The following is a 23157-nucleotide window of genomic DNA, read 5'->3' as shown; positions in this document are numbered from 1 at the left end:
AGTGTGAATTTAAAGGAATAATAATGACTAACCCAGCAGTAAAGCCGAACGTAACGGCAATTATCGCAGACGATGAAGCACTGTTAAGGCATCACCTAGACAAGAGCCTTGCTGAGGTTTGGCCTGAGCTAGAGATTGTCAGCAAGGCAACAAATGGATTGGAGGCGATGCAGAGTATTCAGCAGTTTGAGCCTGATGTGGTCTTTCTTGATATTCGTATGCCGGAGCTGGATGGTATCTCGTTGGCGAAACAATTGAACAAGCTAGATTCGCCGCCCTTGGTGGTTTTCATTACCGCTTATGATGAATACGCAGTTAAAGCCTTTGAGCACAATGCGATGGATTACCTGCTTAAACCGATCAATGAAGAGCGCTTACTCGCTACCTGTAAGAAGGTGCAAGCGCGTCTGTCGAGTAACCAAGCGCAATCAGGTATTACGCCAGAACAACCGAATATCACGGCGTTAATGGCTCAGCTTCAACAGTTATCACAATCGACGTCACAGCAAATGCTGTCTCCTTCTCAATCTCAGAAAAAGCATCTCACTTGGCTCAAAGCCAGCGTTGGGGAAGACATCCACCTTATCGCCGTTGATGATGTGGCTTACTTCAAAGCGGAAGACAAGTACGTCTCGATATTCAAAAAAGGCCAAGGCGGTTCGTTAGAGGAGTTTATTCTTCGCGTATCACTAAAAGAGCTGATCGCCCAGCTTAATCCTGATGAGTTTTGGCAGATCCATCGTTCTGTCGTGGTGAAAGTCTCGGCCATTGATAAGGTGAAGAAAGGGCTCTCAGGTCAAATGTCGGCGTATGTATCAGGCGAGAAGCTACCTATTAGTCGAGCGTCGCAAGCTTTGTTTAAGGGTATGTAGAGAACTAGCTTAAAGGGATGTAGCCATTGATTTTAAAGGGACGTAATAAGTTCTTATCAAAACGCCATTTTAAACGAATACTGTCGATTTTTTATAGCGCGTGATGGTTTATAAAATGAGGATGCAGATCACAAAGATATTCATCGGGTTAAATATTAAATAATAATCATTAATTCAATCTGTATATTGTTGATGAATGACATTAAGAGGTTGTTATGAAAATATATTATTTAGCGACGGCACTATGCCTTACCTTAGTTGGCTGTAGTTCAACATCAAATATCACCGAAACCTTAATCCAGCCGGATCCGGCATGGACATCAGGCCAGCTAGAAAATGGTCTTACCTACCATGTTTATCCAGATCATGAAGAATCCGTATCTGTTCGGTTCGTCGTGCACGCGGGTTCGTTCCAAGAAACTGACCAACAAGAAGGTTATGCTCATTTCTTGGAGCACATGGCATTCAATGGCAGCAAGAATTTCTCTCAAAATGACGTGATTCGCTTATTTGAAGATGCCGGCGCTAGCTTTGGTGCTGATATTAATGCTTATACCTCTTACCAAGAAACCGTATACGAATTAGATTTACCAGATAATACACAATTAGAGCAGGCTTTAACCTGGCTGCGTGATGTCGGTGATGGCCTTGAAATCGCCGATACGGAAGTAGAAAAAGAGAAAGGCGTTATTATTGGTGAATTTCGTTATGCACGCTTAGATGATAAACCATTCGCAGAGCAGTTCTTCGATCACTTTATAGAGGGCAGCCAGTATGAAGACCAAGATGCATTGGGTTCCAAAGGAGCTGTGCTCAACGCGACTTCTCAAGGGATAAATAGCTTTTATCAGACTTGGTATCAGCCCCAAATTGTCGAGGTGATTGTCTCGGGTGACATTGACAAAAAAACGGCTATTCCACTCATTGAAGCGAAGTTTTCTAGCTGGGAACGTGGTGAAACACCAAAGCCAGGAAAACAAAGAATCATAAAGTTCAATGACGGTGATTATATCGAGTATGCAGAAGGGGAAACCCCAAGTATTTCTTTGATGATCAACCGAGGTTCAAGCGAGATAAAGACTCGCGAACAACAGCATCAACTTTGGCTCGATGAAACTGCACAACAACTGATTCGACAACGACTCAACACCAAGTTCAATGACGCGGCCTTAGCGACTCAATGGGTGGTGGCTGAACATTACTCAATGGAATATCAGCGCTATTCATCGATCAGTGTTGGTTTCCCTGTTGGTGCGCGTGAGGTGACTCAACAAGAGCTTATCGCGACATTGGCATCTCTACGTGATTATGGTGTCTCTGAAAGTGAGATCATCAGCGAGCAGAACTATTATCAAGACTTGCTCGATAATGTTGAGGTCGACTGGGACAACATGGACAGTGCTCAACACGCTAATCAGAAAACGTTGGCTTTAGTGAACGAGCAAACCGTGCAATCACAAAGAGACTATGAAGCGAGCCTTGAAGAGTTTGTCGCGAATCTCGATCTTGAAGGGATTAATGCCAGTATCAATGCCTTGCTTTCTAGTGACTATTTTTTAGTGGTAGGGATGAGTGAAAGCGAAGATAAAGTTGCGGTTACCCAAGCTATCGATAGCTTAAAAGCAACCTATAGCGAAGCGGGCGCCAAACCTGTGCTTGCAGTGACCAGCAGTGCTTTTGCCGTACCGAGTTCTCAAGGTGATATTGTGTTGGTCGAACAGATGTATATTGACCCATATGTTCAAAAGTGGACGCTCAGTAATGGTATCGATATGTGGTATCTGCGTGATTCTCTTGCTGGTAATGAAGTGGGTATGTACTACACAAGCTTAGGGGGCAAGGCCGTTTTAGACTCAAGCTTATATCCAGCGACCGAGTTGGCTCTTGCGGCTATTGGTCGAAGTGGTGTTGGCAGTTTTACAGGAACGGAGCTTGATGCGCATCTTGATCGTGAAGATATTAAAGTTTATCCGTTCATCGAACCGACTCGCCACGGCGTCGAGTTTAAGATCAAAAAGAGTGGTTTAGCGGAAACTTTTGCCGCACTCAACGCGATCGTGACATCAGTGAAAGTATCACCAGAGCAACTAGCGGCGGTTAAGCAAGAGTTCATTCAAAACCGAGAATCCTACCTAGCAAGCCCAGCTGGTCAGTTCGCCTATGCAATGAACAAAAATACTTATCAAGCAAACAGCGATCATGTGTTGTTAGACGGAAAAAGTGTTGAAGCGGTTTCCGTTGAGGATGTAAAGAATGTGCATCAGCAGTTATTCGGGCAATTGCGAAGTAACCAACTGGTTATGGTGGGCGATATTGATCCTAGTGAACTGAAACCTTTGGTTCGCCAGTACTTGGCTTCTATTCCGTTGGAGAAAACCGCTGCACCTGACTTTAACGTCGCGTACAAGCACCCTTCCAAAGCGCGTATTGATTTGGCGGTTAACAGTGCCAACAGTACTGAGTACATGCTAAGAGTGATTGCGGAGCCTTCCGTTAATACTGGAATGGTAAGAGGGCAAACGGCGAAAGATATCTTTATGGAAGATCTGCTACAACGCGTGCTTTCTACTCGTTTAGATGCGTACATTCGTGAAGATTTAAGCCTAGATTATTCACCTTATTCTTACTATGTATCTCAAGATGGAGAAACAAGTCATGATTGGTTTATTGGTGCGATGATCGCCCCTGAAAATACTGAACAGATAGAAGTGGCGATTGATAAAGTGGTTGCAGACCTTTTGAAGGGGGTCTCACAAGATGAGGTTAGAGCGGCGGGCAAGCAATTAGAAGCGGATTTTACGCCTTTAGATGCTAGCACTGTTGACCAAGCATGGTTCGTGTCTCGTTATCTTTTGCACGACTATGGCGTAGCAGCTTTGTTTAACGTAAAAGCGACGATTCGCTCAATTTCTCGTGAAGACATGAATCAACTTGTGCAGCGTATATTTGGTGAAAACAGCCGTAAGGTTAAAAATATCATGCGTCCTAAAGCCTAAAGCCTAAAGCTATAAGCAAACAGAAAGACTTAACTCAAAGCCAAGCATGCACTGATGCACTGCTTGGTTTTTTGTTTTTTTACATTATTCATAACATCAATGTATTAGGTGTTGTTGGCCGCATTTAAAGGCATGTAGTTCTAAATGCGAGAGCGCTTAATCGGTTGCTTCGTATCATTTTCTAAAAAAATGTTTTAAATCAAGACAGCGTTTCATTTGTATTGTAAATTGGCGATCTACGAGAATGTTGTTTGGATATTAGATTGCTTAAATTAGGTACCCGATTAGTCTTAATGTTGTTTTTACTGAGCTTTGGCTTAGTGAATTCTAACGGCTATTCGTTCCCTTCTAAGCCATTCCAAATCCACTCCGCTCAAGAGCAGCCTTCGCAGAATAATCTTTGTAAACAAGCTGCTGCGGATAATCCGTCGAGCTACATGGAATGTGATCAGGTTCAGTTTGACACTGCGTCTTTAGGTGATAGTTCCAATTATCACGACACTGAATCGAGTCTCCAAGCGGTAACCTTTAGACGTATGCTCAGCAACGAGCAAGAAAGCGTGGCCGACCTTGAGCCTGCTTATCATCTATTGATCGACTTCTCTCCCCCATCACTACTGGCTTCTCTGCTCTTCAACACGCCGATGTTGGATACTAAGCAGCATTGGACCAGCATTGTGAGTTCTCCGTCCTCCCGGCTTTCGGGGTGGAAAGAGGGCAACATCCAATACTCGCATTTCCGAGAACTTCTTAGCTAATCGTTTGACCCTAAATTGGTCGTCTCGATGGTCACTTGTGCCCGTTGAGCTCGCCAGTTAACCAAGACAAACATAGCGACATCAGCTTTAGCATCATTACCGTTCAATCAGCTTGTTCTGGTTTCGGCTATCGCTCGTGTTCGCAAAACATCAGTTATACCAATCGTAGTAAATGACTGGTCACCCAAGCTGGTTAAAATGCTCGAACACTGCTTTTTTTCGGCTCTATTTTTGAGCTCGTATTTACGGTGATTGGTACAAAGAAGAGATCTTGACTGTGAAAAAACGCATTCCAAGAAAACAAATTAACCACTACTCAAAGTGGAAATACGTGGTGCTTATCGCCACCATCATTATCATGATTCTAAGTGCCTTACCTTCTTGGTTTGGTGAGGACGCCTCGGTTCAAATCAGTAACCGTTCTGAGCAGACGATCGACGCCACTCAAGTGACGCAATACCTTGCTAGCGAAGGCATTCAAGCGACATCAGCCTTTCAAAAAGATAAACGCTTAGTTGTGATCTTAGAAGATGCAGAGCAGCAAGCGAAAGCCAAAGAAGTGCTTAATGAGCGCTTCCTCGACAGCGCAACCGTTGCTCTAGCGATGGAGCCAGCTGCACCTAAATGGCTAACTGATATGGGTTTTGCGCCGATTCAACTAGGTCTTGATTTACGCGGTGGCGTGCAGTTCTTGCTAGAAGTGGATATGGCACCGGTTTATCACGCGCAAGCTCAAGCGGTGGTCGACGAGATCACTAGCGAAGTGCGTTATGCCCGTGGTGAAGTGGTGAACAACCAAGTTAAGTTTAATTTCCGCACTGATGCTGATTTTGAACAAGCTCAAAAGCTGATTCGTGAAGAGTTCCCACAATGGCAACGTGATCGTTCAGATAAATCGCTAACGTTAACCCAATCTGAAGAAGAGCAAAGAACGCTACGTAACCTAACGGTTCAACAAAACCTGCAAATCATGCGCAGCCGTATTGAAGAGTTAGGCATCACAGAAGCATCAATTCAACGCCAAGGTGAAAGCCGTATTCGTATTGAACTGCCGGGCGTACAAGACCCTGCAGCAGCGAAAGATGTGATTGGTGCAACCGCATCACTTGCTTTCTATTCTGTGTACGACAACCCAACGCGCAGCACTCAAACGCTGAAGGACACAGACGGCAACCGCGTGGTAGTCGACCGCAAGGCTGTGTTGAGTGGCGAACACATTATCGATGCTCGTAGTGGCATTGGTGAGATGGGCAGCGCAGAAGTAAACATCACACTGGATTCTTCTGGCGGCAAAAAAATGTCTGAATTTTCTCGCCATAATATTGGTAAGCCAATGGCGACTGTTTACAGCGAATACAGCCGTGATAGAGCAGGCAACAGCAAGCAAGACAGTGAAGTGATTAGTGTAGCAAACATCCAATCTCAACTGGGTAGCCGCTTCAGAATCACTGGCGCAGGCAGCTTGGCAGACGCACAAGAGCTTGCGTTACTGTTGCGTGCGGGGTCATTAACCGCGCCCGTTACCATCATTGAAGAACGTACTATTGGCCCATCTCTGGGTGCAGAAAACGTAACCAACGGCTTTGCTGCTCTGGCGCTTGGCTTGGGTCTTACTCTGACGTTTATGGCGCTATGGTATCGCCGCTTAGGTTGGGTCGCGAACTGTGCATTGGTGGTGAACATGACCACATTGTTTGGCTTGATTGCCTTGCTACCAGGTGCGGTATTAACCCTGCCGGGCATTGCGGGCTTGGTATTGACTGTCGGTATGGCGGTAGATACCAACGTGCTTATCTTCGAGCGTATTCGAGACAAGATGAAAGAAGGGCGCAGCTTTGCGAGTTCTATCGATAGTGGCTTTGACAGTGCGTTCTCTTCTATTTTCGATGCCAACGTCACCACCATGATTGTTGCTGTAGCCCTATACACCATTGGTAATGGACCGATTCAGGGCTTCGCTCTGACACTGGGCTTAGGTCTTCTAACCAGTATGTTTACGGGCATTTTTGCTTCACGAGCGATCATCAATTTGGTTTGGGGGCGTGACCAACGCCACGATGTAAGGATTTAAGCATGAGTATTTCAAAAATGACTATTTCAGACCGCTATTTTTCAAACAGCAATATGACTCGCCTTCGTAAGGTGATGTCTATGATCTCTATTGTGCTGTTCATGAGCTCTGTGATGCTGGTGGCAGTAAAAGGTTTTAACTGGGGTTTGGACTTTACAGGCGGTGTAGTTGCCGAGGTGCAGCTCTCTGAACAAGTGACTAAAGACGCCTTAAAAACAAAACTCGACACGGCTTTCCAACAAGACGTTCAAGTGGTTGGTATGGCAGAACAGGATCGTTGGACGATTCGTTACAGCCAACTGACAGATACTCCACAGCCAAACTTAGTGGATGCATTGACAACGGTTAGCGACCAAGTGAAAGTGCTCAACAGCAGCGTGGTTGGCCCTCAAGTAGGCCAAGACATGGTTGACCAAGGTGGCTTGGCGGTATTGGTGTGTTTCCTCATGATCATGCTGTACTTGAGTGTACGATTTGAGTGGCGTTTGGCACTTGGTGCGCTTGCCGCGATCATCTATGACGTGACGCTCATCTTGGGTCTGTTCGCTTTTACTCAGTTTGAGTTCAACCTGACGGTATTGGCGGCCGTGCTAGCGATTCTCGGTTACTCACTCAATGACTCGATCATCATCGCCGACCGTGTACGTGAAATGCTGCGCGGCAATCCAAACGGTGATACTGATAACCTGCTTAACGAATCGGTTAAAGCGACCTTCTCACGCACCATGGTGACTTCAGGTACAACGCTAATCACCGTATCGGCACTTTGGCTACTTGGCGGTTCTGCGCTGCAAGGCTTTGCAATCGCATTGGTTGTCGGCATTGTCAGCGGTACGTGGTCTTCAGTGTCTGTCGGCATCACACTGCCTAAGTTATTTGGCCTACAGCCTTGTCACTACCAAGTGAAAGCGCCAGTGGAAGTTGAGGGTGAGTACCCTTAGTCAAGCTAAGCTAGCTTATGCACGGTAGGCCGATTTACTTACGCTATTAACTGAACCCAATAATGAAGCCCTTGAACTTACTTAGCCCCCTAAGTAAGTTCAGGGGCTTTATTTTTTATATAAGAGTCAACTGGTTAGAGAAAAGTGAGCCTATTTCAAAAAACGATGGATTGATCAGGCAAGCCCTCATGATATGAAGTATGTTTAGATGACGTTCGTAGAAATGAGGCAAGGGAATGGAATATCGACATCAATGTCATGTAGGCGACCATGGTGATGCACTGAAGCATCCAGTATTGAGTGCACTTGTTCAGTCATTAATGCAGCAGCATTCACGCCTCAATGTTATCGACACGCACTCAGGTACAGGGTGTTATGACCTCACCACCGCACCAAGTAATCATGCAGGTGAGTTTGCTGAAGGGGTCGGGTACTTGTGGCGCAATAAGGCTTATCTTCCTCCGGCATTCGCTTCTTTTATGTCGGTACTGGAATACTACAATCCGAATCAACTTATCTCTTTGTATCCGGGTTCTGCCGCCATCACTTACCAACAAGGTCGCAGCCAAGATAGCTTCTATTTTTCAGACATTCAGCAAGATGAAGCTGATTTACTGCAAACTAATATCGATAAGTTACAGCGTAACTTGGGTGTTTCAAGCAAGCTTACGATTAGCGCAGGTGATGGGCTTAAAGCGTTACCTGATGACGTAGCTAAACATGACAATCATCATCTGATTGTTATCGACCCACCCTATGAAACCGATTCAGAATATCTCGCGGTGATTGATGCCTTAGTTAAGGCATATCAGCAGTCGGAGAAAGTATCTGCACTAATTTGGTACCCGCTCTACACGGATGACAAGAGCTCACTGATTTTGAACCACTGTGTGACCGCAGTGAAAGATGGTTTACTGCCAAGTCCGATTAAATCGGAGCTTCGCCTTCGAGATCCTAAGGGTGATGATCGCCTGATCGGTAGTGGTTTACTGTTGTTCAATCCACCACAAGGCATTGCTGGGACAGTTGCAGATACGCTCGATTATTTACACAGCCAACTCGCGACCAATGGTGAAGGGTATTGGCAAATCAGAAGTCTATAGCTCTGATTTATATGGGGTTTATGATTACTTTCGAGATGTGTCTCACTAAATCGCTAATTTTTGTGTGGTTTAAATTGACCAAACGCTAACTTTTATCGATTGATTAATTGCAGTGAATCATTTAAAAATAGAATATCAATGCGCGCAAGTGCATAAAGGCTCATAAGTTAAATAATTAGTCTAAGATTAATATCAGATTGTGGTTTACCCCCTAAACTGCATAAGGCTCGCACTAGTCACGCGAGCCTTTCTTTTGCCCGAAGGAAATGTTTCTAGTGGTTAGAAACCATCATCTCCTCCAAATTCACTACAATGCTGGGTAATCGGTATAGCCTTTTTCGTTGCCGCCGAACAGAGTGGCGCCGTCGAGATCGGATAGTTCGTTGCCGTTTTGTAGGCGTGATACGAGATCTGGGTTAGCTACGAATGGGCGACCAAATGCGACAAGGTCAGCGTAGCCTTTGCTTAACACTTCTTCGGCGCGTTCTGGTGTGTAGCTGCCAGCGACGATGATTGTGTTAGAGAATAGTTCTCTTAGCTCGACACGGAAGCTTTCAGGTATCACAGGCGCGTCATCCCAATCGGCTTCTGATAGGTGCAAGTAAGCGATGTCACGCGCTTGCAGCGCCTTTGATGTCTCTAGAATCGTTGGCACGATGTCTGGGCAGTTCATGTCTTTGAAGGTGATGAAAGGAGCTAAACGCACACCAACTTTATCGGCGCCGATCGCTTCAATCACAGCATCGACCACTTCGATTAGGAAGCGAAGTCGGTTCTCGCGGCTGCCACCATAGTTGTCGGTGCGCTTGTTTGAATTGGTGCGTAGAAATTGATCGATGAGGTAGCCATTGCCACCGTGGATCTCGACGCCGTTGAATCCTGCCTCGACCGCTTTCTTCGCTGACTTAGCAAAATCTTGAACCACACGATCAATATCGGCTTGGGTCATTTCTCTTGGTTGGATGCAATCGACCATGTTGCCATTACCATTCTCATCAGAGATCCAAACCTGAGTTTCTACCGGAGCCAGTGCCGAAGGCGCGATTGGCAGTTCACCTTTTTGGAAGGTTGGATGAGACACGCGGCCCACATGCCATAATTGGCAGAATATCGCGGCACCTTGCTCTTTTGCGGCTGTGGTTACTGATTTCCAACCTTCGATTTGTGCATCGGTATAAACGCCGGGTGTGAATGAGTAACCTTGAGAATCATCTGAGATTTGCGTGGCTTCAGTGATGATAAGCCCAGCACTTGCGCGTTGTTGGTAATAGGTTGCCATCATGTCGTTTGGCACGTTTCCAGGTTGGCTAGTACGAGCGCGCGTCATAGGTGCCATAACCACGCGGCTTTGCAGTTCTAGGCCTTTTAGTTCTGATGTTTCGAATAATTTGTTCATGGTCTCTACCTTTGTGAATTTTTAGCTGCTGTGCCAATGCCAGTTTGAGAATGAATTGGCATTTTGAAGTTTCTGAGTTCTTAAATTACTTAGCTTCTGTTGGTGCGAATATTGAGTTGCTTTGTGGTTTTCCGTTTCGGTTAGCTTTAGCAATCAAGAACAAGCCGATGAAAGGAACGACAACGGCAGTGAATGGAATCATGCCTGCGCCTAGTTGGCTGTCGAGTACCATGCCGCCTAGGAAACCACCGAAAGCATTGGCCAAGTTAAAGGCTGAGATATTCGCGGTTGCTGCTAGTTCTTGGCCTTCGCCACCGTGGTTCATTACTCTAAGCTGCATAGCAGGAACGTTCGCAAATGATGCAATACCAAAGACAAATGCAGCTGCAACGAATAGGATTTTGTTGTCGACAACAAGGCCAACCACTACCAATGAAACGATCATTGCGATAGCCCAAAACATTGATGCTTTGCCTAAATCTTTGTCAGAAGAGCGTCCGCCCAAGGTGTTACCGATGATTAAGCCGACACCAACAATTACTAAGATCCAAGTGACTGATTCTTGACCGTAACCCGTGATGTGCATGGCGATAGGTGCAAGGTAGCCGTAAAGCGTCATGAAGCCAGACCAAGCAAAAGCGGTGATCGCCAAGCTGATGAGAAGCATTGGGTTTTTGAAAGCCAACAGCTGAGTTTTGATGTCTTTCGCTTCACTGTGACCGGTCGACTTAATCGAAGTCAGAATGGCAAGCATCGCGATGGTGCCAAGTGCTGCCACGGTAAAGAAAGTGGTGTGCCAACCGAATTGCAAGCTCACCCAAGTTCCTGCGGGAACCCCAAGAACGTTAGCGAGCGTTAAGCCTGCGAACATTTGGCCAACGGCACGACCTGCCATTTTCTCAGACACTAAATTGGTCGCGACAACTGCCCCTATGCCATAGAAAGGACCTTGCACTAAGCCTGCGATAACACGGCTTGCAAGTAGAAGTGGGTAGCTAGGAGCAAGGGCTGATAAGACATTACCGATGATGAACAGTGCCATTAAGCCAATCAGCACCATCTTCTTGTTAAAGCGAGCAAGGTAGATGGTTAAGATTGGCCCTCCGATAACGATAGCAAGCGCGTAAGCACTGATTAGGTATCCGGCTTGACCTTCGGTGATCGAAAGGGATGTGGCAATTTGTGGAAGGATGCCTGCGATAACAAATTCAGCCGTACCAATAGCGAACGCCGCGAGTGTCAGTATCCAAACTTGGAATGGGATCTTTTCTTTATGGATCGCTTCTGGTTTCATAGTGAAGTACCTGTGTTAATTCTTGTTTGTTAGGACGTTTACATACACGCCCTAACGATTGTTCTTTGCGGAGTGTTAACCGAGTAGAGCACCGCCATCGATGTCGATGATTGACCCCGTTACATATGGGTTGTTAATCGCGAATAAATAGCCCATTGCGATATCTTTAGCCTCTCCGACTTTGCCTGCTGGTAGGTTGTTTTTCGCGTTGTCGTACATTGTTGAACGAGCTGAGTCATCCATATTTTTGTAGGCTTCAGTCATGGTAAGGCCGGGGCTGACGGCGTTGACTCTAATCGGTGATAGCTCTTTCGCCAGTACTTTAGTCACGCTCTCTAGTGCGGCATTAATCGCGGTTTTTACGTAAGTACCAGCAACCACTTTGCGTGACAGCATGCCGGTTGTGAGTGTGATTGAGCCGTTTGGAGTCATGTAACGTGCGGCGTGCTTGGCTACGTTTAAGCTTCCCCAAAACTTTGTATCAAATGCTGCTTTTGCGTCTGTGATAGCAACGTCTGTCACTTTTCCGCCCGGAGCGTATGAGCCTGCGGTTATTACCAAATGATCAAAGGCACCAATTGACTCAAAGTAAGCACAAATTGACTTTTCATCTCTGATATCGAGGCCTGTGTGTCGACTGGCAATGTGTACCGTGTTTTCTTCGTTTCTCAATTGCATTGCTAATGCTTTGCCGATACCAGATGTGCCACCAATGATGACAAAAGTGCTCTTTTCTTGGTTCGCTAGTGTGTTGCTCATGGTCTGAATTCCTGCGTGTTCTGCTGATGGTTGTCATTATATTTGTTCGACTAAATTTGATAATTGGCTAAAATATAAATTCATTATTCGGTTTAAATGAACAATAGGGCGAGAGCACGAATAGCATGGATAAGTTTTCAGACATGGCGATGTTCGTCAGTATCGTGAAACATCAAGGTTTGGCTGCTGCGGGACGTGAACTGGGTTTATCACCCGCGACCATGACAGCAAGGCTTCAAGCACTTGAAGAACGATATGGTGTGAAGTTGTTGAATCGAAGTACGCGCCATGTGTCTTTGACCGACTCTGGAGAGCTGTATCACAAGGCGTGTTTGGAGATTTTAGACAACGTCAGTGAGGCCGAAAACCTGATTCAAAATGGCGTCAAAGAAGTTAAAGGTCCGTTAAAGATTGCTGCGCCAAAAGACATCGGGAAACAGTACATTCTTCCTATTTTGACTGAGTTTTGTCAGCAGTATCCAGACGTTGTTCCCTACTTGTATTTGAACGATAACTTATCGAATATCGCTGAATCAGGCATGGACATCGTGATCCGCTACGGTGAATTGGTTGACAGTAGTTTGATCTCTAGACGCTTATCACCAAGCCGACGAGTGCTATGTGCTTCACCAGAATATCTCGCTAAACACGGCACGCCGATCAAGCCACAAGATTTGGTTGATCATGCGTGTCTGGCGATGCTTCGCAGCAACGAAGAACTCAAAACCTGGCACTTCCAAGATCATGACATGAAGAAGGCTGTGACGGTGGTTCCCAAGCGATTTTCGGATGATGGCGAAGTGATCCGTTATTGGGCGCTACAAGGAGAGGGGATTGCACTGAAATCCATTCTGGATGTGCAAGATGACATCAATAATCAGCATCTTGTGACGTTACTTAACGGCTACATGAAGAACTTCAATACCGCGATGTCTGTGTCCAGTACCGATTTGAATGTGGTGTACATCAGCAAGAAATATCAGCCGAAACGTATCCGACTCTTCTTAGATTATCTTCTTGAGAACTTCAGTGGTTTGGTCGAAAGATCAGGTAAAGAGTAGACGCTTACCTACGTATGACGGATCTCTCGAACTCAGCGTCAGCTTACGGACAGAGATCATCGTTCTGGTTATGATACCTGCAACATAAGGACGTGATTGGAGAGAGAAATGAAAGTCGTCGGTAACACGGTTATCCAACCTTTTCACAAAGCCACCTGCCACTGCGGTGCGGTGGAATTAGAACTCAGCCTACCTAACGGGATCGAAAAGCCGCGTCGCTGCGATTGCTCTATCTGTCGTCGTAAAGGCGCGATAGTTGGCTCTGTGGCGCTTGATGGGATTAAGGTTCTGAAAGGTGCTGAGCATCTCAAGCTTTATCAATTTAATACTAATACGGCTAAGCACTACTTCTGCTCGAACTGCGGTATATATACGCATCATCAACGCCGTTCTAGCCCAAATGAATACGGGTTTAACATTGGTTGTTTGGAAGGGGTAAACCCTTTTGATATTGACGATGTAGTGACCAACGATGGTGTCAATCACCCTGCTGATCGATAAGATAAACATTAAAAAGGAACAGTTCTATGTCTGAATACGGTGCGCTCATTCGTTGGCAAAAAGCGGAAGATGAAGTCTTTAACGATAATCAATACAGCCGCGGTCATACGTGGGAATTTGATGGCGGTGTTACTGTGCCAGCTTCGTCTTCTCCCCATGTGGTACCACTGCCGTTTTCGGTAGAAGAGAATGTTGACCCAGAAGAAGCCTTTATCGCGGCACTTTCTAGCTGTCATATGTTGACGTTTTTGGGCATTGCCGCAAAGCAGAAGTACGTGGTCGACTCTTATGTCGATGCTGCAATTGGTGTGCTTGAAGAAGATGAATCAGGCCGCTCATCGGTTACCACGGTGACTCTACGACCTCAAATTGTGTTTCTAGGCTCTAAACAACCAACCGCCAAACAACTCAAAAAACTTCATCACCTAGCCCATAAAAACTGCTTTATCGCGAACTCTGTCAAAACAGAGATAAAGGTAGAAGTGTGAGTTTAATTTTTATCACATCATCTTATTTTCTACAAAGTTTCGTCTTTCTGGCTTCACCATCGTCTTAAGGGTATTGATGCAATTCAGTTGATTGTAAAAAGACCGAATATACTATTTGAGGGCACCTCCATGACAGCGTTTAACAGCACATCTAACTATGGTGAAAATGCGTTTATAAAAAACAAACCGCAGATGCTACAGAATATTTATAACACCACAGATGTATTCCCATATTGGATTGCTGATATGGACTTTCAGGTTGCAGAACCTATCACTCAAGAGCTGAACCGATTGGTTGAACGTGGTGTGTACTCTTACGAATTTAGTGAGCAAGAGGTGTTTGAAGCTTTGTCTCAGTGGTATTCAAAGCGTCACGGTGTGAGCCTTTCGGCTGATAAATTTGTTCAGGTCCCGGGAGTGCTATCAGGTATTGCACTGTTATTGCGTCAATTTACCAACGAAGACGATGGCGTGCTTATCCACACTCCGGCATATCATCAGTTTTCTAACTTGGTGAATAAAGCAAACCGTCAGGTCGTGCAAAGCCCGTTGTGCAGTGATAAACAGGGTTACCAAATTGATTTCGCTGGTATGGAACAACAAATCATCGAGCAAAAAGTGAAGGCGATGATTTTCTGTAATCCACATAACCCGACTGGGCGCGTGTGGACATCTCAAGACATTGAACAAGTCATCGAGATTGCTAAGCGTCATGATGTATTGATCATCAGTGATGAGGTCCATTCAGACATTATCTTTGAAGGTCACGCTTTTACGAGTTTAACCAACTTTGATTACGACAAGGTCATCACCTTAATTGGATCTCCGGCAAAAACATTTGGTATGCACAGCATCTCAAACGGCTATGTGTACACCAACAATGATGAGCTATTTGAAGCGTTCAAAACCAATGTGGTCGCGATGTATCTTGATCACGGGAATGCATTCAGCACGTTTGCAACCGTGGCGGCCTTCGAAAAGGGTGAAGAGTGGTTAGATGGCATGTTGGTGTACCTGCAAGACACGGTTAAGTGGATTACCGAGTTTATAGAGCAACGTATTCCTCAATTAAAAGTCTTTCAGCCGCAAGGCACCTACCAAATGTGGTTTGATTTCTCAGGCTTAGGCTTTTCGGGAGAAGAGCTAAAAAATGTGGTGTTTGAGCAGGCTAAAATGGGTTTAACTCCAGGTGATTGGTTTGGTGCTGAAAGTCCTAACTTTATGCGAATGAATATTGCGACGTCACGCGACAATATCGAGCAATCATTTAATGTTTTAGCGGACGCGATTGATGGCTTTGAGCGAGGAAGTCATACTCGTTCAATTTGTTGTGATAGCGGTGCTTCAAAAAGCTGCTGCTGATATCGATCGTTAGGCCTAAAAAACGAAAAATCGCCAGGCTGCTTAGTGCACCACTGGCGGTTTTTTTGTGTCTGTGTAATCCTACGTGCGGTTTATTGAGTAACAGTTAAAAAGTTCGGAGAGATAGGTAGAGAGCTTTTGAATGGTAGGAATGGATTGGTTATCAGAGAGTTATGTTTAGCGTCCCATTGAATAGTTTTGTACATCGTGTGAGTGATAAGAGCCAATTGATGGCCAATGCTGCAGAGTGTGGATGTCAGTTAAAACGCGTTCGTCGTTCGCGTAATTGGATGTTGGTCGCTCAAGAGCGTCAGCTCGTTGAGTTTAAAACGATGTTAACCCACGAAAAAGACGGTTGGATAGCGATCGCAATCGACAAAGTACTGCCTAAACCAGTGGTATGTTTGGCATCTCTGTTGGTCGCGACACCCTCAATGACTGTGGCTCAGTTGATTATGGAATCTGGATGTTCAATGGCAGAGGCAAGACGTGCTATTGATGAACATGAAGGACTGTAGGCATATTCGAATCGTATGAAAAGAGATTTGCGGTCAGCAAAAAGCCTGTAACGATATTACGTTTTTCAACGCAATATCGTTACAGGCTTTATCATTTGTGTTGCAGTTAAGCCGTAGGGCTTACAAAGCGTCTACTCGATTAAGAGTTAGCCACTTTTACACGAATCGTGTTTTTGCCAAGCTTTGACATGTTCAGCTTGTTTAGTGCTGCTTTAGCTTCTTCGTGCTCTGGCATTTCAACAAAAGCAAAGCCTTTAGATTCACCAGTTTCTTGGTCTAAAACTAGGCTGCACTCTTTTACTGAGCCAAACTCAGAAAATAGAACACGGATGTCTTGCTCAGCAGTAGAGCGTGATAGGTTACGAACTAGAAGTTTCATAATAAACCTTGAATATGAATTTACGCCGAGCATTGTCGCACACTTTCATGCTCACCCTCACAAATAATTACTCGAATGTAACTCTTTAGCTATTCGCTTCTCTGTTTACGTGTTAGCCGCGGTTTATTGTGACATCTGAAATATACCCATGCTCAGTGCTGGTTAACGCCTGTTGCAGCATCTGAGCGGCTTCTGTAGCTGTCATAAAGCTTGAGGTATCCATCGCTTTGCCACTCGTTCCCCAAAACTCGGTCGCCATTCCTCCAGGATAAACGGCAACGATTTTCATCGGGTGACCTTTTAGTTCCAACCTAACCGATTCGATAAAGCCTTTTACTGCCCATTTGGCCGCGCAGTAAGTTGATTCTTCCGCTTTTGCTCCTTGCGCTGCGGTCGACATTATTACAGCGATGGTGACAGGTTGCTCTTTGTAGCGTTTAACCATTTCTCGAATCAGAAAGATTGAAGACTCGATATTGTTTTTAAGCATATCGCTGATTGTGGTTGGGTCTTGCTGCTCTATCTTACCGAAGTATCCACTGCCTGCGCTGTGAATGACCAGTTTGGGTGTTTCAGGTAACGCATCCAACAAATCGCTTACTGATTGCGGGTCACATAAGTTACAGGTTTGGCTAATGGTATTCGCTGGCAGAATTTTCGCCACTTCAGCTAAACGTTGCGCGTTACGACCTGTAATGGCTACGCGTTGAGCGTCTGTTGTAGAGCTCGCATATTGTTTCGCTAGAGCTGCACCTAATCCGCTGCTTGATCCGGTAATTAAAATCATACTGTCTTAAATTTGTAGAGTTGATTCGAGATAGTAAGGGGCTAGGCTGAGTTTTTCTGAGATCTATGGCCAAAGTTGACGGATAGCTTAGTTGATAGTCTTTACGATAGATCGAGATTACAGAATAGTGAAAGTGGAGGAGCAGAATGATGAAGCAGAGCTAGAAAGTAAAAACGCCGGCATTGAGCCAGCGCTTTTGAGTAATCAGCCGTGATTATTCTTCGTCGAACTGTTTGATCGTGAATGCGTCTTCGATTCGGTTTAGTTCTTCTTGTTCTTTAACTCGCTTCTCTTCTTGAAGCGTTGCTCTCGTTTCGTTGAAACGTTTTTTCTCTGACTTAGTCAGGAATTTTACAGCTTTTTTGTTGGTCAATGCGTAAGCAACTACGTCTTCGCCTTTTTCTCTGCGGTCGTTTACGCGTTGTGAGAAACGTTCATTGTCGCGAGCTTTACGCTCCGCTGAGGTCAACTTGCTCATGCTTTAAAGCCTTTTCAATTAATCATGGTAGGGAATCTACACTTAGCGAAACAAATAGGAACTGCTGTGTGTGAGTCTAGCCTATTTGTGTGCTGGTGGCGCATCTTAGCACAGAGACTTGATGTTGCAGATACGCTATTCGAGGGATTAAACAAAACAGCCTACAATTTAATGTTGTAGGCTGTGGTTTTTGTAAGGACTGAATGGCGCTTGTTGGCTTATAGGAATGTCAGATAAACTCTGTTGAACCTAAAATTGGGTTAATCAAATCTTCTCAATGTATAAGATCACTTCACCAACTTTGAAACCGAATTTGGACATTTCAGTTTTGTTAAATAAGCGTTTTTCGTCCATTAAGAACATCCAGTCATCCAAGACTACTTCATAAGTGCTGCCGTCTACTTCAATTTCTAAATCATATTTCCAATATAGAGCTGAACCTTGAGTTTCACCATAAGCGGTACCAACTACGTCATTGGCCGTTCCGGTATACGTGTTTTCTCCGGTCTTGATTAGGTTCCATACTCGAGTTGAACGCTCGCCATCAGCGAAAAAAAACCACTCTTTGATTACTCCGTTATTACCCTCCCAAGTGGCGATGAGTTTGACATCAAAGCGTCGCAATAAATCGCCCGAACGGTCGAGAACCATGCCATAGGCCTTAAGTTCACCGTTGAAAAAGGTTTCAAGCTTGAGCTCTGGAGTGGTGTTTGCGTGATTATCTAAACTCGCCGAACCGCAGCCGACTAGCCAAGTGAGTGACAAAATAGCTAGGGTGAATTTTAATATTTTTGTCTTTGGATTCATTTATTCAAACCTAAAAGTTGCTTGCGTAGAAGCGGCTCGGATGTGTTTTCAGAGAGCCAAATCGCCAGAAAGGCCTCACCAAATTGTTTGTCTTGTATGGTGCCGATAGGTTGTTCATCGAAATAAAAACGGCTCACATTATCTTCAGCGACACGGATGGTTAGGGTGCTTCCTTCTTCAACGTTCGGCCACATTGCGTATAACGGTTTCAACCAACGCTGAATGTTACTGCTAGAGTAACCAAGTTTACTCCACTGATCTTTGGTTGCATTTACTAAGTCTTGACTATCAATAGATCGATAGTACTCAATTTTTAACGCTCGCTCCGAATTAGAGGGTGTGGTGTAGAACTCGGCCGAGTAAAGTGTCCAAAACAGGTAACTCATCTCGCCTTGACCACGCTTATTCAAATCATCGACGGCAGAAGCTTTCGAATTTCCGGTAAAAAGGAGTGCAGCGCAAACTAACGCTAAGGCGATTAAGCTGAGCAGTTTATTGTTAGTTTGCGGGTTTGAGCTGGTTTGAGCAAACGAGCCTGAATGAATACGAACGCGACTGCTATCGCTCTCTGGTCTGAACGCTTGCGTCGGTTTGCGTGAATAAGCCATAAATCACCTCGTTGTTGCCATTTTAGGTTGGACCAAGTTGGAGTAGGCGGCCACCAGTAAGGGCAACAAAATCCCCCAACTTATTGCAAGGGCGGCAAGCACCCAAGCATCTGGCCAAGTAGTAATGAGGGCACCTGCTTTGATACCTCCCCAATAACTACTAGTACCTGCTACGAACCCTATGACAAACAAGATCACTTTCGAGCATTTTAAAAGCCAATTTAGGCTGTGATTGAAACTGATTAAAAACATGATCCACAGGCAAACAAGCCACACAGGAAACCAAGATTGATTAGCAATCTCTGAGTCGACTGCAAACACGCCGAAATGAAGTAAGAAGCTATCAAGCAACAGCCCTAACGGTAATAAAGCGAGTATTTTGAGGTCGCTTCTGCGGGTTGGAGAAAGAAGGAAGTGAACCACCACGATCAATGGGGTCACGAACGGGGCTTGCGCGGTAAAAAACGCACTACAAACCCAGGTCGCTTGAAACAGAACGAGATTAATAATCCAAAACCGTTTCATCTTTCGCTCCAAAGTAACGAGGTTTTCTTGCCACTAAATGGTGAGTGCTGATTACTCGCTCTTTGAATGCACCTTCACAGTAGCAGAAATAGAAGATCCACAAGCGCTTGAACTCTTCTGAATATCCGAGAGATTCAAGTTCGTCCCAGCTGTTTTCAAAGGCGATGTTCCAATCGCTTAGCGTTCGAGCGTAGTGCAAGCCAATATCATCGATCTCTTGAACCACAAGATCAGTGCTGGTGGCAAGATGCTGAGTCATGACTGAAACAGAGGGTAAGCAACCGCCAGGGAATATGTATTTCTGAATAAAGTCGACGCCTTTGCGATATTTTTCATAACGACTGTCGGCGATGGTAATCGCTTGAATTAACATTTTTCCCGAAGGCTTTAGCAGCGAAGAACACTTTTCAAAGAAAGTTTGCAGGTATTCATGACCAACGGCTTCGATCATTTCAATCGATACGAGTTTGTCGTATTCGCCAGAGAGGTTGCGGTAATCCTCTTTAAGTAGGGTGATTTTGTCCGTTAAACCGAGCGCTTTTACTCTCCGCTCCGCGAGCTCATGTTGCGCATCTGATATGGTGGTTGTAGTGACATGGCATCCGTAATGTTGAGCCATAAAAATAGCTAAGCCACCCCAGCCCGTACCAATCTCAACGACACTGTCGGATTCCGATAACTCTAACCGTTCACAAATGGTCTTCATTTTGTTCTGCTGAGCTTTAGATAAGGTCTCCGCTTCCTTGCTGTAGATAGCCGAAGAGTATTGCATTGAACTGTCTAAGAAGCGTTCATAGAGTTCGTTGCCGATATCGTAATGTGCAAGTATGTTTCTTTTAGAGCCTTGTTCAGTGTTCACATTCTTACGACGCAACAACAGGTTTTTGATTCGAGAGATCCACTGAGTTTTGTCGTCTAGTTCGTCAAGCTGCGCTTGGTTTCGAGCCATGATCTGAATAACGTGTGTGAGGTCAGGGCTTGTCCATTTACCGTCAATATAGGCTTCTGAAGCGCCGATACTACCGTTGATGACAACGTCTCTAAAAAAAGTAGCATCATGAATGACGATTTGACCTTTGAGGTCTGCTTCTCTGTCGCCGAACACTGAATGTTGGTCACGCTCAATCACTTCAAGAGTCGCAAATTGCAGACGCTCAAGAACTTTGAATATTAAAGCACGATATTTACAGTTGCTCGAAACAGCAACGGCTTTAGCTTGATGTTCAATATTGTTGTTTTGTTTTGCAAGCTGTTCCATGTCAACCTCGCTGAGAACTCATTCTAATTTTTCGGCCAACTAAAATTGAGTATTGCTCGTCGGTTTGAGATAACTCAGTTCTAATTGCCTTGTTGTCATTTAATTGCTTTTTAAGCGCTTAAGATGTTGAATCTGGGTGCGCTATAAACGGTACCTTTTTCAGGAATAGTTTGAGAGCCTGATAATAAATTCCCATCACGATCTTTATCGTCATTGCCGGAACTTTTAATAACGTCCGTCTAATATTTTTCTTCGTTACTGACTGTTTCGTCAGTGCTAGTGTTGCATCGAAAAGCTTATCGTCTCGGCGGCTTTCGATATGTACTAATGTCCGTTTCGCGGGTGGCTTAATTTTCCAAAAGTAAGTCATGTCTAAATCCATGAACGGCGAAACGTGAAACTCTTTCTTAACTTTTAATTCTTGATGCATGTCGATGAGGTAATAATGTCGTTGTCGCCATGGTGTATTACTCACTTCGGCCAACATGTATTTGCAATCGCCAGTATCGTCATAACAGAAAAAACAGTTGATTGGACTGAAATAGATACCTAGACAACGGCACTGGGCTAACATCGTTACACGGTTTGAATCTGACCAAACTCCACCAAGTTGTTGTACTTTGGAGGCTATACGTTGCTTGAGTGATTTTGGTTCATCATTCGTGAGATTTTCTTTTTTTTCAGCGAGATAATCCGATTCGACAAAGCGAATCAGGTTGTACCACTGAGTCCCAAACAGCGGACTGCGCGCTGTGGTTTGGGGCAATTCGTCAAGATCTAACCCCATCATGTAAAGCTGGTAGCTAAACTCGTGTGTGATATCACCAAAACGGCGATGTCTGACATTACCCCAATAGATACCGCTGAGCTCTTCACTCTTTTCGGATGCGATGCCCATTTCGGGTGTTAAGGTGTGAGTGTTCATAGTGTTGAACTCGTGCTCAAATCTAAGCCAAAGCGTTTGGTTACATCGAGAGCACTGTGGACACCATCTTCGTGGAACCCGTTATACCAGTACGCGCCGGCGAAGTGAGTCTGGTTTTTGCCACAGATCTGTTCGCGCTTGTGCTGAGCTTCTACCGTGTTCGAGTTCAGTACCGGGTGATGATAAACAAAGCTGCGAATGATTTTTTCTGGGTCGATGGCTTCGCTTTGATTCAAGGTGACACAGAAGGTGTCTTGACTTTCGATACCTTGCAGAATGTTCATGTTGTAAGTGACACAGGCTGGCCTTTTACTGTCGCCATCCAACATGTAGTTCCAACTTGCCCAAGCCAGTTTTCTGTCTGGCAATAAGCGAGTATCTGTGTGCAGAACTACTTCGTTACGGCTGTATGGGATCTCCCCTAGAACCTGTTGTTCTTGCTCTGTCGCATCGCCGAGTAAATGTAGCGCTTGATCTGAGTGACATGCAAATATCACTTCGTCGAAATTTTGAGTGCCGCCATCTTCGAATTCAATCGTTATACCTGTTTCTTGGCGAGTCACTTGCTTAATCGATGTGTTCAAAGCGACGGGTTTGCTCAAGCGTGAAAGGATAATTTCCACATAAGAGCGAGAACCCTTAGGAATCACATACCACTGAGGGCGATTCGCGATATCTAATAGTCCGTGGTTATAGAAAAATTGAATGAAGAACTTAAGCTCAAATTCTTCCATCTCTTTTAAGCTTGTGGACCAAATAGCGGCACCCATTGGAAGAATATAGTGCTGGCTGAAAAAATCTGAAAACTGGTTATCGCGTAGGAAAGTGCCAAGGGTTACATCAGGCGTGAATTTGTTACTTTCGAACTGAGCTTTACACAGCTTGTTGAACTTTAGAATGTCGGAGACTAAAGACCAGAACTGAGGTTTGAAAATGTTGCTTCTTTGAGCGAATAACGAATTAATGCTGTGGCCGTTGTATTCAAACTTAGTCGTCGTGTTATGGACGCTAAAGCTCATCTCGGTTGGTTGTCTTTCTATGCCTAACTGCTTAAGCAGTTGGTTAAAGTTTGGATAGGTTCTGTCGTTAAAAACGATGAAACCAGTATCTATTGAAAACGCCGTGCCTTGATGTTCAATATCAACCGTGGCGGTGTGACCACCGACGTAGTCATTTTTTTCGAATACCGTTACGTCGTGGTGTTTATCTAATATGTGTGCGCAAGTCAGTCCAGAAATACCTGAACCTATAATGGCGATTTTCTTCATTG

23 protein-coding genes are annotated in these 23157 nt (G+C 44.9%); 11 read left to right on the top strand and 12 right to left on the bottom strand.

The window, feature by feature from the left end; genetic code table 11:
- Positions 1 to 23: 23 nt before the first annotated feature.
- The 6 genes from SJY39_RS15005 (at position 24) to rlmJ (ending at position 8741) form a co-directional block, all read left to right on the top strand.
- Positions 24 to 872, top strand: coding sequence for a LytTR family DNA-binding domain-containing protein (locus tag SJY39_RS15005; RefSeq protein WP_016793140.1), 849 nt, complete (start codon positions 24 to 26; stop codon positions 870 to 872).
- Positions 873 to 1087: 215 nt separating this feature from the next.
- The gene (locus tag SJY39_RS15000) at positions 1088 to 3868 is read left to right on the top strand and encodes a M16 family metallopeptidase (protein WP_372264074.1); all 2781 of its coding nucleotides are present in this window, start codon (positions 1088 to 1090) and stop codon (positions 3866 to 3868) included.
- A gap of 293 nt (positions 3869 to 4161) precedes the next feature.
- The gene (locus SJY39_RS14995) at positions 4162 to 4626 is read left to right on the top strand and encodes a hypothetical protein (protein ID WP_010432361.1); all 465 of its coding nucleotides are present in this window, start codon (positions 4162 to 4164) and stop codon (positions 4624 to 4626) included.
- A gap of 271 nt (positions 4627 to 4897) precedes the next feature.
- Positions 4898 to 6697, top strand: a complete 1800-nt coding sequence (secD, locus tag SJY39_RS14990) for a protein translocase subunit SecD (RefSeq protein ID WP_102282473.1) — start codon at positions 4898 to 4900, stop codon at positions 6695 to 6697.
- A gap of 2 nt (positions 6698 to 6699) precedes the next feature.
- Entirely contained in the window at positions 6700 to 7638 is a 939-nt protein-coding gene (secF, locus tag SJY39_RS14985) for a protein translocase subunit SecF (RefSeq protein WP_016785471.1), read from the top strand.
- A 236-nt stretch (positions 7639 to 7874) separates the two neighbouring features.
- The gene (rlmJ, locus tag SJY39_RS14980) at positions 7875 to 8741 is read left to right on the top strand and encodes a 23S rRNA (adenine(2030)-N(6))-methyltransferase RlmJ (protein ID WP_016795790.1); all 867 of its coding nucleotides are present in this window, start codon (positions 7875 to 7877) and stop codon (positions 8739 to 8741) included.
- A gap of 307 nt (positions 8742 to 9048) precedes the next feature.
- On the opposite strand, the gene SJY39_RS14975 is transcribed toward rlmJ, so the two are convergent.
- From SJY39_RS14975 to SJY39_RS14965, 3 genes are all read right to left on the bottom strand, one after another.
- The gene (locus tag SJY39_RS14975; RefSeq protein ID WP_372042767.1) at positions 9049 to 10137 is read right to left on the bottom strand and encodes an alkene reductase; all 1089 of its coding nucleotides are present in this window, start codon (positions 10135 to 10137) and stop codon (positions 9049 to 9051) included.
- An 85-nt stretch (positions 10138 to 10222) separates the two neighbouring features.
- Complete coding sequence (locus SJY39_RS14970; RefSeq protein ID WP_372042766.1) at positions 10223 to 11431, bottom strand: MFS transporter; 1209 nt, start codon at positions 11429 to 11431, stop codon at positions 10223 to 10225.
- A gap of 75 nt (positions 11432 to 11506) precedes the next feature.
- Positions 11507 to 12190, bottom strand: coding sequence for an SDR family oxidoreductase (locus tag SJY39_RS14965; RefSeq protein WP_016793146.1), 684 nt, complete (start codon positions 12188 to 12190; stop codon positions 11507 to 11509).
- A gap of 125 nt (positions 12191 to 12315) precedes the next feature.
- On the opposite strand from SJY39_RS14965, the gene SJY39_RS14960 reads away from it, so the two are divergent.
- The 5 genes from SJY39_RS14960 (at position 12316) to SJY39_RS14940 (ending at position 16120) form a co-directional block, all read left to right on the top strand.
- Positions 12316 to 13251, top strand: a complete 936-nt coding sequence (locus SJY39_RS14960; protein ID WP_016790503.1) for a LysR family transcriptional regulator — start codon at positions 12316 to 12318, stop codon at positions 13249 to 13251.
- 108 nt (positions 13252 to 13359) lie between these two features.
- Positions 13360 to 13752 (top strand): GFA family protein, encoded by a 393-nt coding sequence (locus SJY39_RS14955; RefSeq protein WP_010432401.1) that lies wholly within the window; start codon positions 13360 to 13362, stop codon positions 13750 to 13752.
- Between the two features lie 26 nt (positions 13753 to 13778).
- The gene (locus tag SJY39_RS14950; RefSeq protein WP_016785476.1) at positions 13779 to 14240 is read left to right on the top strand and encodes an OsmC family protein; all 462 of its coding nucleotides are present in this window, start codon (positions 13779 to 13781) and stop codon (positions 14238 to 14240) included.
- A 129-nt stretch (positions 14241 to 14369) separates the two neighbouring features.
- Positions 14370 to 15602, top strand: coding sequence for a MalY/PatB family protein (locus SJY39_RS14945; RefSeq protein ID WP_046209018.1), 1233 nt, complete (start codon positions 14370 to 14372; stop codon positions 15600 to 15602).
- Positions 15603 to 15775: 173 nt separating this feature from the next.
- Positions 15776 to 16120, top strand: a complete 345-nt coding sequence (locus SJY39_RS14940) for a ribosome recycling factor family protein (RefSeq protein WP_016787125.1) — start codon at positions 15776 to 15778, stop codon at positions 16118 to 16120.
- Between the two features lie 139 nt (positions 16121 to 16259).
- Here SJY39_RS14940 and SJY39_RS14935 read toward each other — a convergent pair whose 3' ends face one another.
- The 9 genes from SJY39_RS14935 to SJY39_RS14895 all read right to left on the bottom strand — a co-directional run bounded on the left by SJY39_RS14935 (position 16260) and on the right by SJY39_RS14895 (position 23155).
- Positions 16260 to 16499: an RNA-binding protein gene (locus SJY39_RS14935; protein ID WP_010432413.1), complete on the bottom strand. Its 240-nt coding sequence runs from the start codon at positions 16497 to 16499 to the stop codon at positions 16260 to 16262.
- A gap of 112 nt (positions 16500 to 16611) precedes the next feature.
- Positions 16612 to 17286 carry an SDR family NAD(P)-dependent oxidoreductase gene (locus SJY39_RS14930; RefSeq protein ID WP_016790500.1) on the bottom strand — a complete coding sequence of 225 codons (675 nt, stop codon included), beginning with the start codon at positions 17284 to 17286 and terminating at the stop codon, positions 16612 to 16614.
- Between the two features lie 214 nt (positions 17287 to 17500).
- Positions 17501 to 17764: a hypothetical protein gene (locus tag SJY39_RS14925; RefSeq protein ID WP_010432418.1), complete on the bottom strand. Its 264-nt coding sequence runs from the start codon at positions 17762 to 17764 to the stop codon at positions 17501 to 17503.
- 264 nt (positions 17765 to 18028) lie between these two features.
- Positions 18029 to 18571, bottom strand: a complete 543-nt coding sequence (locus tag SJY39_RS14920; protein WP_016766892.1) for a DUF3833 domain-containing protein — start codon at positions 18569 to 18571, stop codon at positions 18029 to 18031.
- Positions 18568 to 19179: a chalcone isomerase family protein gene (locus SJY39_RS14915; protein WP_102385051.1), complete on the bottom strand. Its 612-nt coding sequence runs from the start codon at positions 19177 to 19179 to the stop codon at positions 18568 to 18570. Before SJY39_RS14915 ends, SJY39_RS14920 begins: the two co-directional genes overlap by 4 nt.
- 3 nt (positions 19180 to 19182) lie before the next feature.
- A complete protein-coding gene (locus SJY39_RS14910; RefSeq protein WP_016790498.1) occupies positions 19183 to 19704 on the bottom strand; it encodes a DUF2878 domain-containing protein in 522 nt (173 codons plus the stop codon).
- The gene (locus SJY39_RS14905; RefSeq protein WP_010432426.1) at positions 19682 to 20962 is read right to left on the bottom strand and encodes a cyclopropane-fatty-acyl-phospholipid synthase family protein; all 1281 of its coding nucleotides are present in this window, start codon (positions 20960 to 20962) and stop codon (positions 19682 to 19684) included. The genes SJY39_RS14910 and SJY39_RS14905 overlap by 23 nt, the downstream gene beginning before the upstream one ends.
- A gap of 118 nt (positions 20963 to 21080) precedes the next feature.
- Positions 21081 to 21887, bottom strand: a complete 807-nt coding sequence (locus SJY39_RS14900) for a DUF1365 domain-containing protein (RefSeq protein WP_016766895.1) — start codon at positions 21885 to 21887, stop codon at positions 21081 to 21083.
- Positions 21884 to 23155 (bottom strand): NAD(P)/FAD-dependent oxidoreductase, encoded by a 1272-nt coding sequence (locus tag SJY39_RS14895; protein ID WP_102421497.1) that lies wholly within the window; start codon positions 23153 to 23155, stop codon positions 21884 to 21886. The genes SJY39_RS14900 and SJY39_RS14895 overlap by 4 nt, the downstream gene beginning before the upstream one ends.
- Positions 23156 to 23157 lie beyond the last annotated feature (2 nt).

The organism is Vibrio sp. R78045 (assembly GCF_042466085.1).
Lineage (GTDB): Bacteria > Pseudomonadota > Gammaproteobacteria > Enterobacterales > Vibrionaceae > Vibrio > Vibrio cyclitrophicus.
This window is presented reverse-complemented; position numbering and strand designations above follow the sequence as displayed.

Coding starts and splice junctions, on each gene's coding strand:
- SJY39_RS14920 (WP_016766892.1), bottom strand. CDS start 18,571: ATGAATCCAAAGACAAAAATATTAAAATTCACCCTAGCTATTTTGTCA.
- SJY39_RS14940 (WP_016787125.1), top strand. CDS start 15,776: ATGTTTAGCGTCCCATTGAATAGTTTTGTACATCGTGTGAGTGATAAG.
- SJY39_RS14900 (WP_016766895.1), bottom strand. CDS start 21,887: ATGAACACTCACACCTTAACACCCGAAATGGGCATCGCATCCGAAAAG.
- SJY39_RS14905 (WP_010432426.1), bottom strand. CDS start 20,962: ATGGAACAGCTTGCAAAACAAAACAACAATATTGAACATCAAGCTAAA.
- SJY39_RS14955 (WP_010432401.1), top strand. CDS start 13,360: ATGAAAGTCGTCGGTAACACGGTTATCCAACCTTTTCACAAAGCCACC.
- secF (WP_016785471.1), top strand. CDS start 6,700: ATGAGTATTTCAAAAATGACTATTTCAGACCGCTATTTTTCAAACAGC.
- SJY39_RS14970 (WP_372042766.1), bottom strand. CDS start 11,431: ATGAAACCAGAAGCGATCCATAAAGAAAAGATCCCATTCCAAGTTTGG.
- rlmJ (WP_016795790.1), top strand. CDS start 7,875: ATGGAATATCGACATCAATGTCATGTAGGCGACCATGGTGATGCACTG.
- SJY39_RS14945 (WP_046209018.1), top strand. CDS start 14,370: ATGACAGCGTTTAACAGCACATCTAACTATGGTGAAAATGCGTTTATA.
- SJY39_RS14915 (WP_102385051.1), bottom strand. CDS start 19,179: ATGGCTTATTCACGCAAACCGACGCAAGCGTTCAGACCAGAGAGCGAT.
- SJY39_RS14930 (WP_016790500.1), bottom strand. CDS start 17,286: ATGATTTTAATTACCGGATCAAGCAGCGGATTAGGTGCAGCTCTAGCG.
- SJY39_RS14950 (WP_016785476.1), top strand. CDS start 13,779: ATGTCTGAATACGGTGCGCTCATTCGTTGGCAAAAAGCGGAAGATGAA.
- SJY39_RS15005 (WP_016793140.1), top strand. CDS start 24: ATGACTAACCCAGCAGTAAAGCCGAACGTAACGGCAATTATCGCAGAC.
- SJY39_RS14960 (WP_016790503.1), top strand. CDS start 12,316: ATGGATAAGTTTTCAGACATGGCGATGTTCGTCAGTATCGTGAAACAT.
- SJY39_RS14925 (WP_010432418.1), bottom strand. CDS start 17,764: ATGAGCAAGTTGACCTCAGCGGAGCGTAAAGCTCGCGACAATGAACGT.
- SJY39_RS15000 (WP_372264074.1), top strand. CDS start 1,088: ATGAAAATATATTATTTAGCGACGGCACTATGCCTTACCTTAGTTGGC.
- SJY39_RS14910 (WP_016790498.1), bottom strand. CDS start 19,704: ATGAAACGGTTTTGGATTATTAATCTCGTTCTGTTTCAAGCGACCTGG.
- SJY39_RS14895 (WP_102421497.1), bottom strand. CDS start 23,155: ATGAAGAAAATCGCCATTATAGGTTCAGGTATTTCTGGACTGACTTGC.
- SJY39_RS14995 (WP_010432361.1), top strand. CDS start 4,162: ATGTTGTTTTTACTGAGCTTTGGCTTAGTGAATTCTAACGGCTATTCG.
- SJY39_RS14975 (WP_372042767.1), bottom strand. CDS start 10,137: ATGAACAAATTATTCGAAACATCAGAACTAAAAGGCCTAGAACTGCAA.
- SJY39_RS14965 (WP_016793146.1), bottom strand. CDS start 12,190: ATGAGCAACACACTAGCGAACCAAGAAAAGAGCACTTTTGTCATCATT.
- SJY39_RS14935 (WP_010432413.1), bottom strand. CDS start 16,499: ATGAAACTTCTAGTTCGTAACCTATCACGCTCTACTGCTGAGCAAGAC.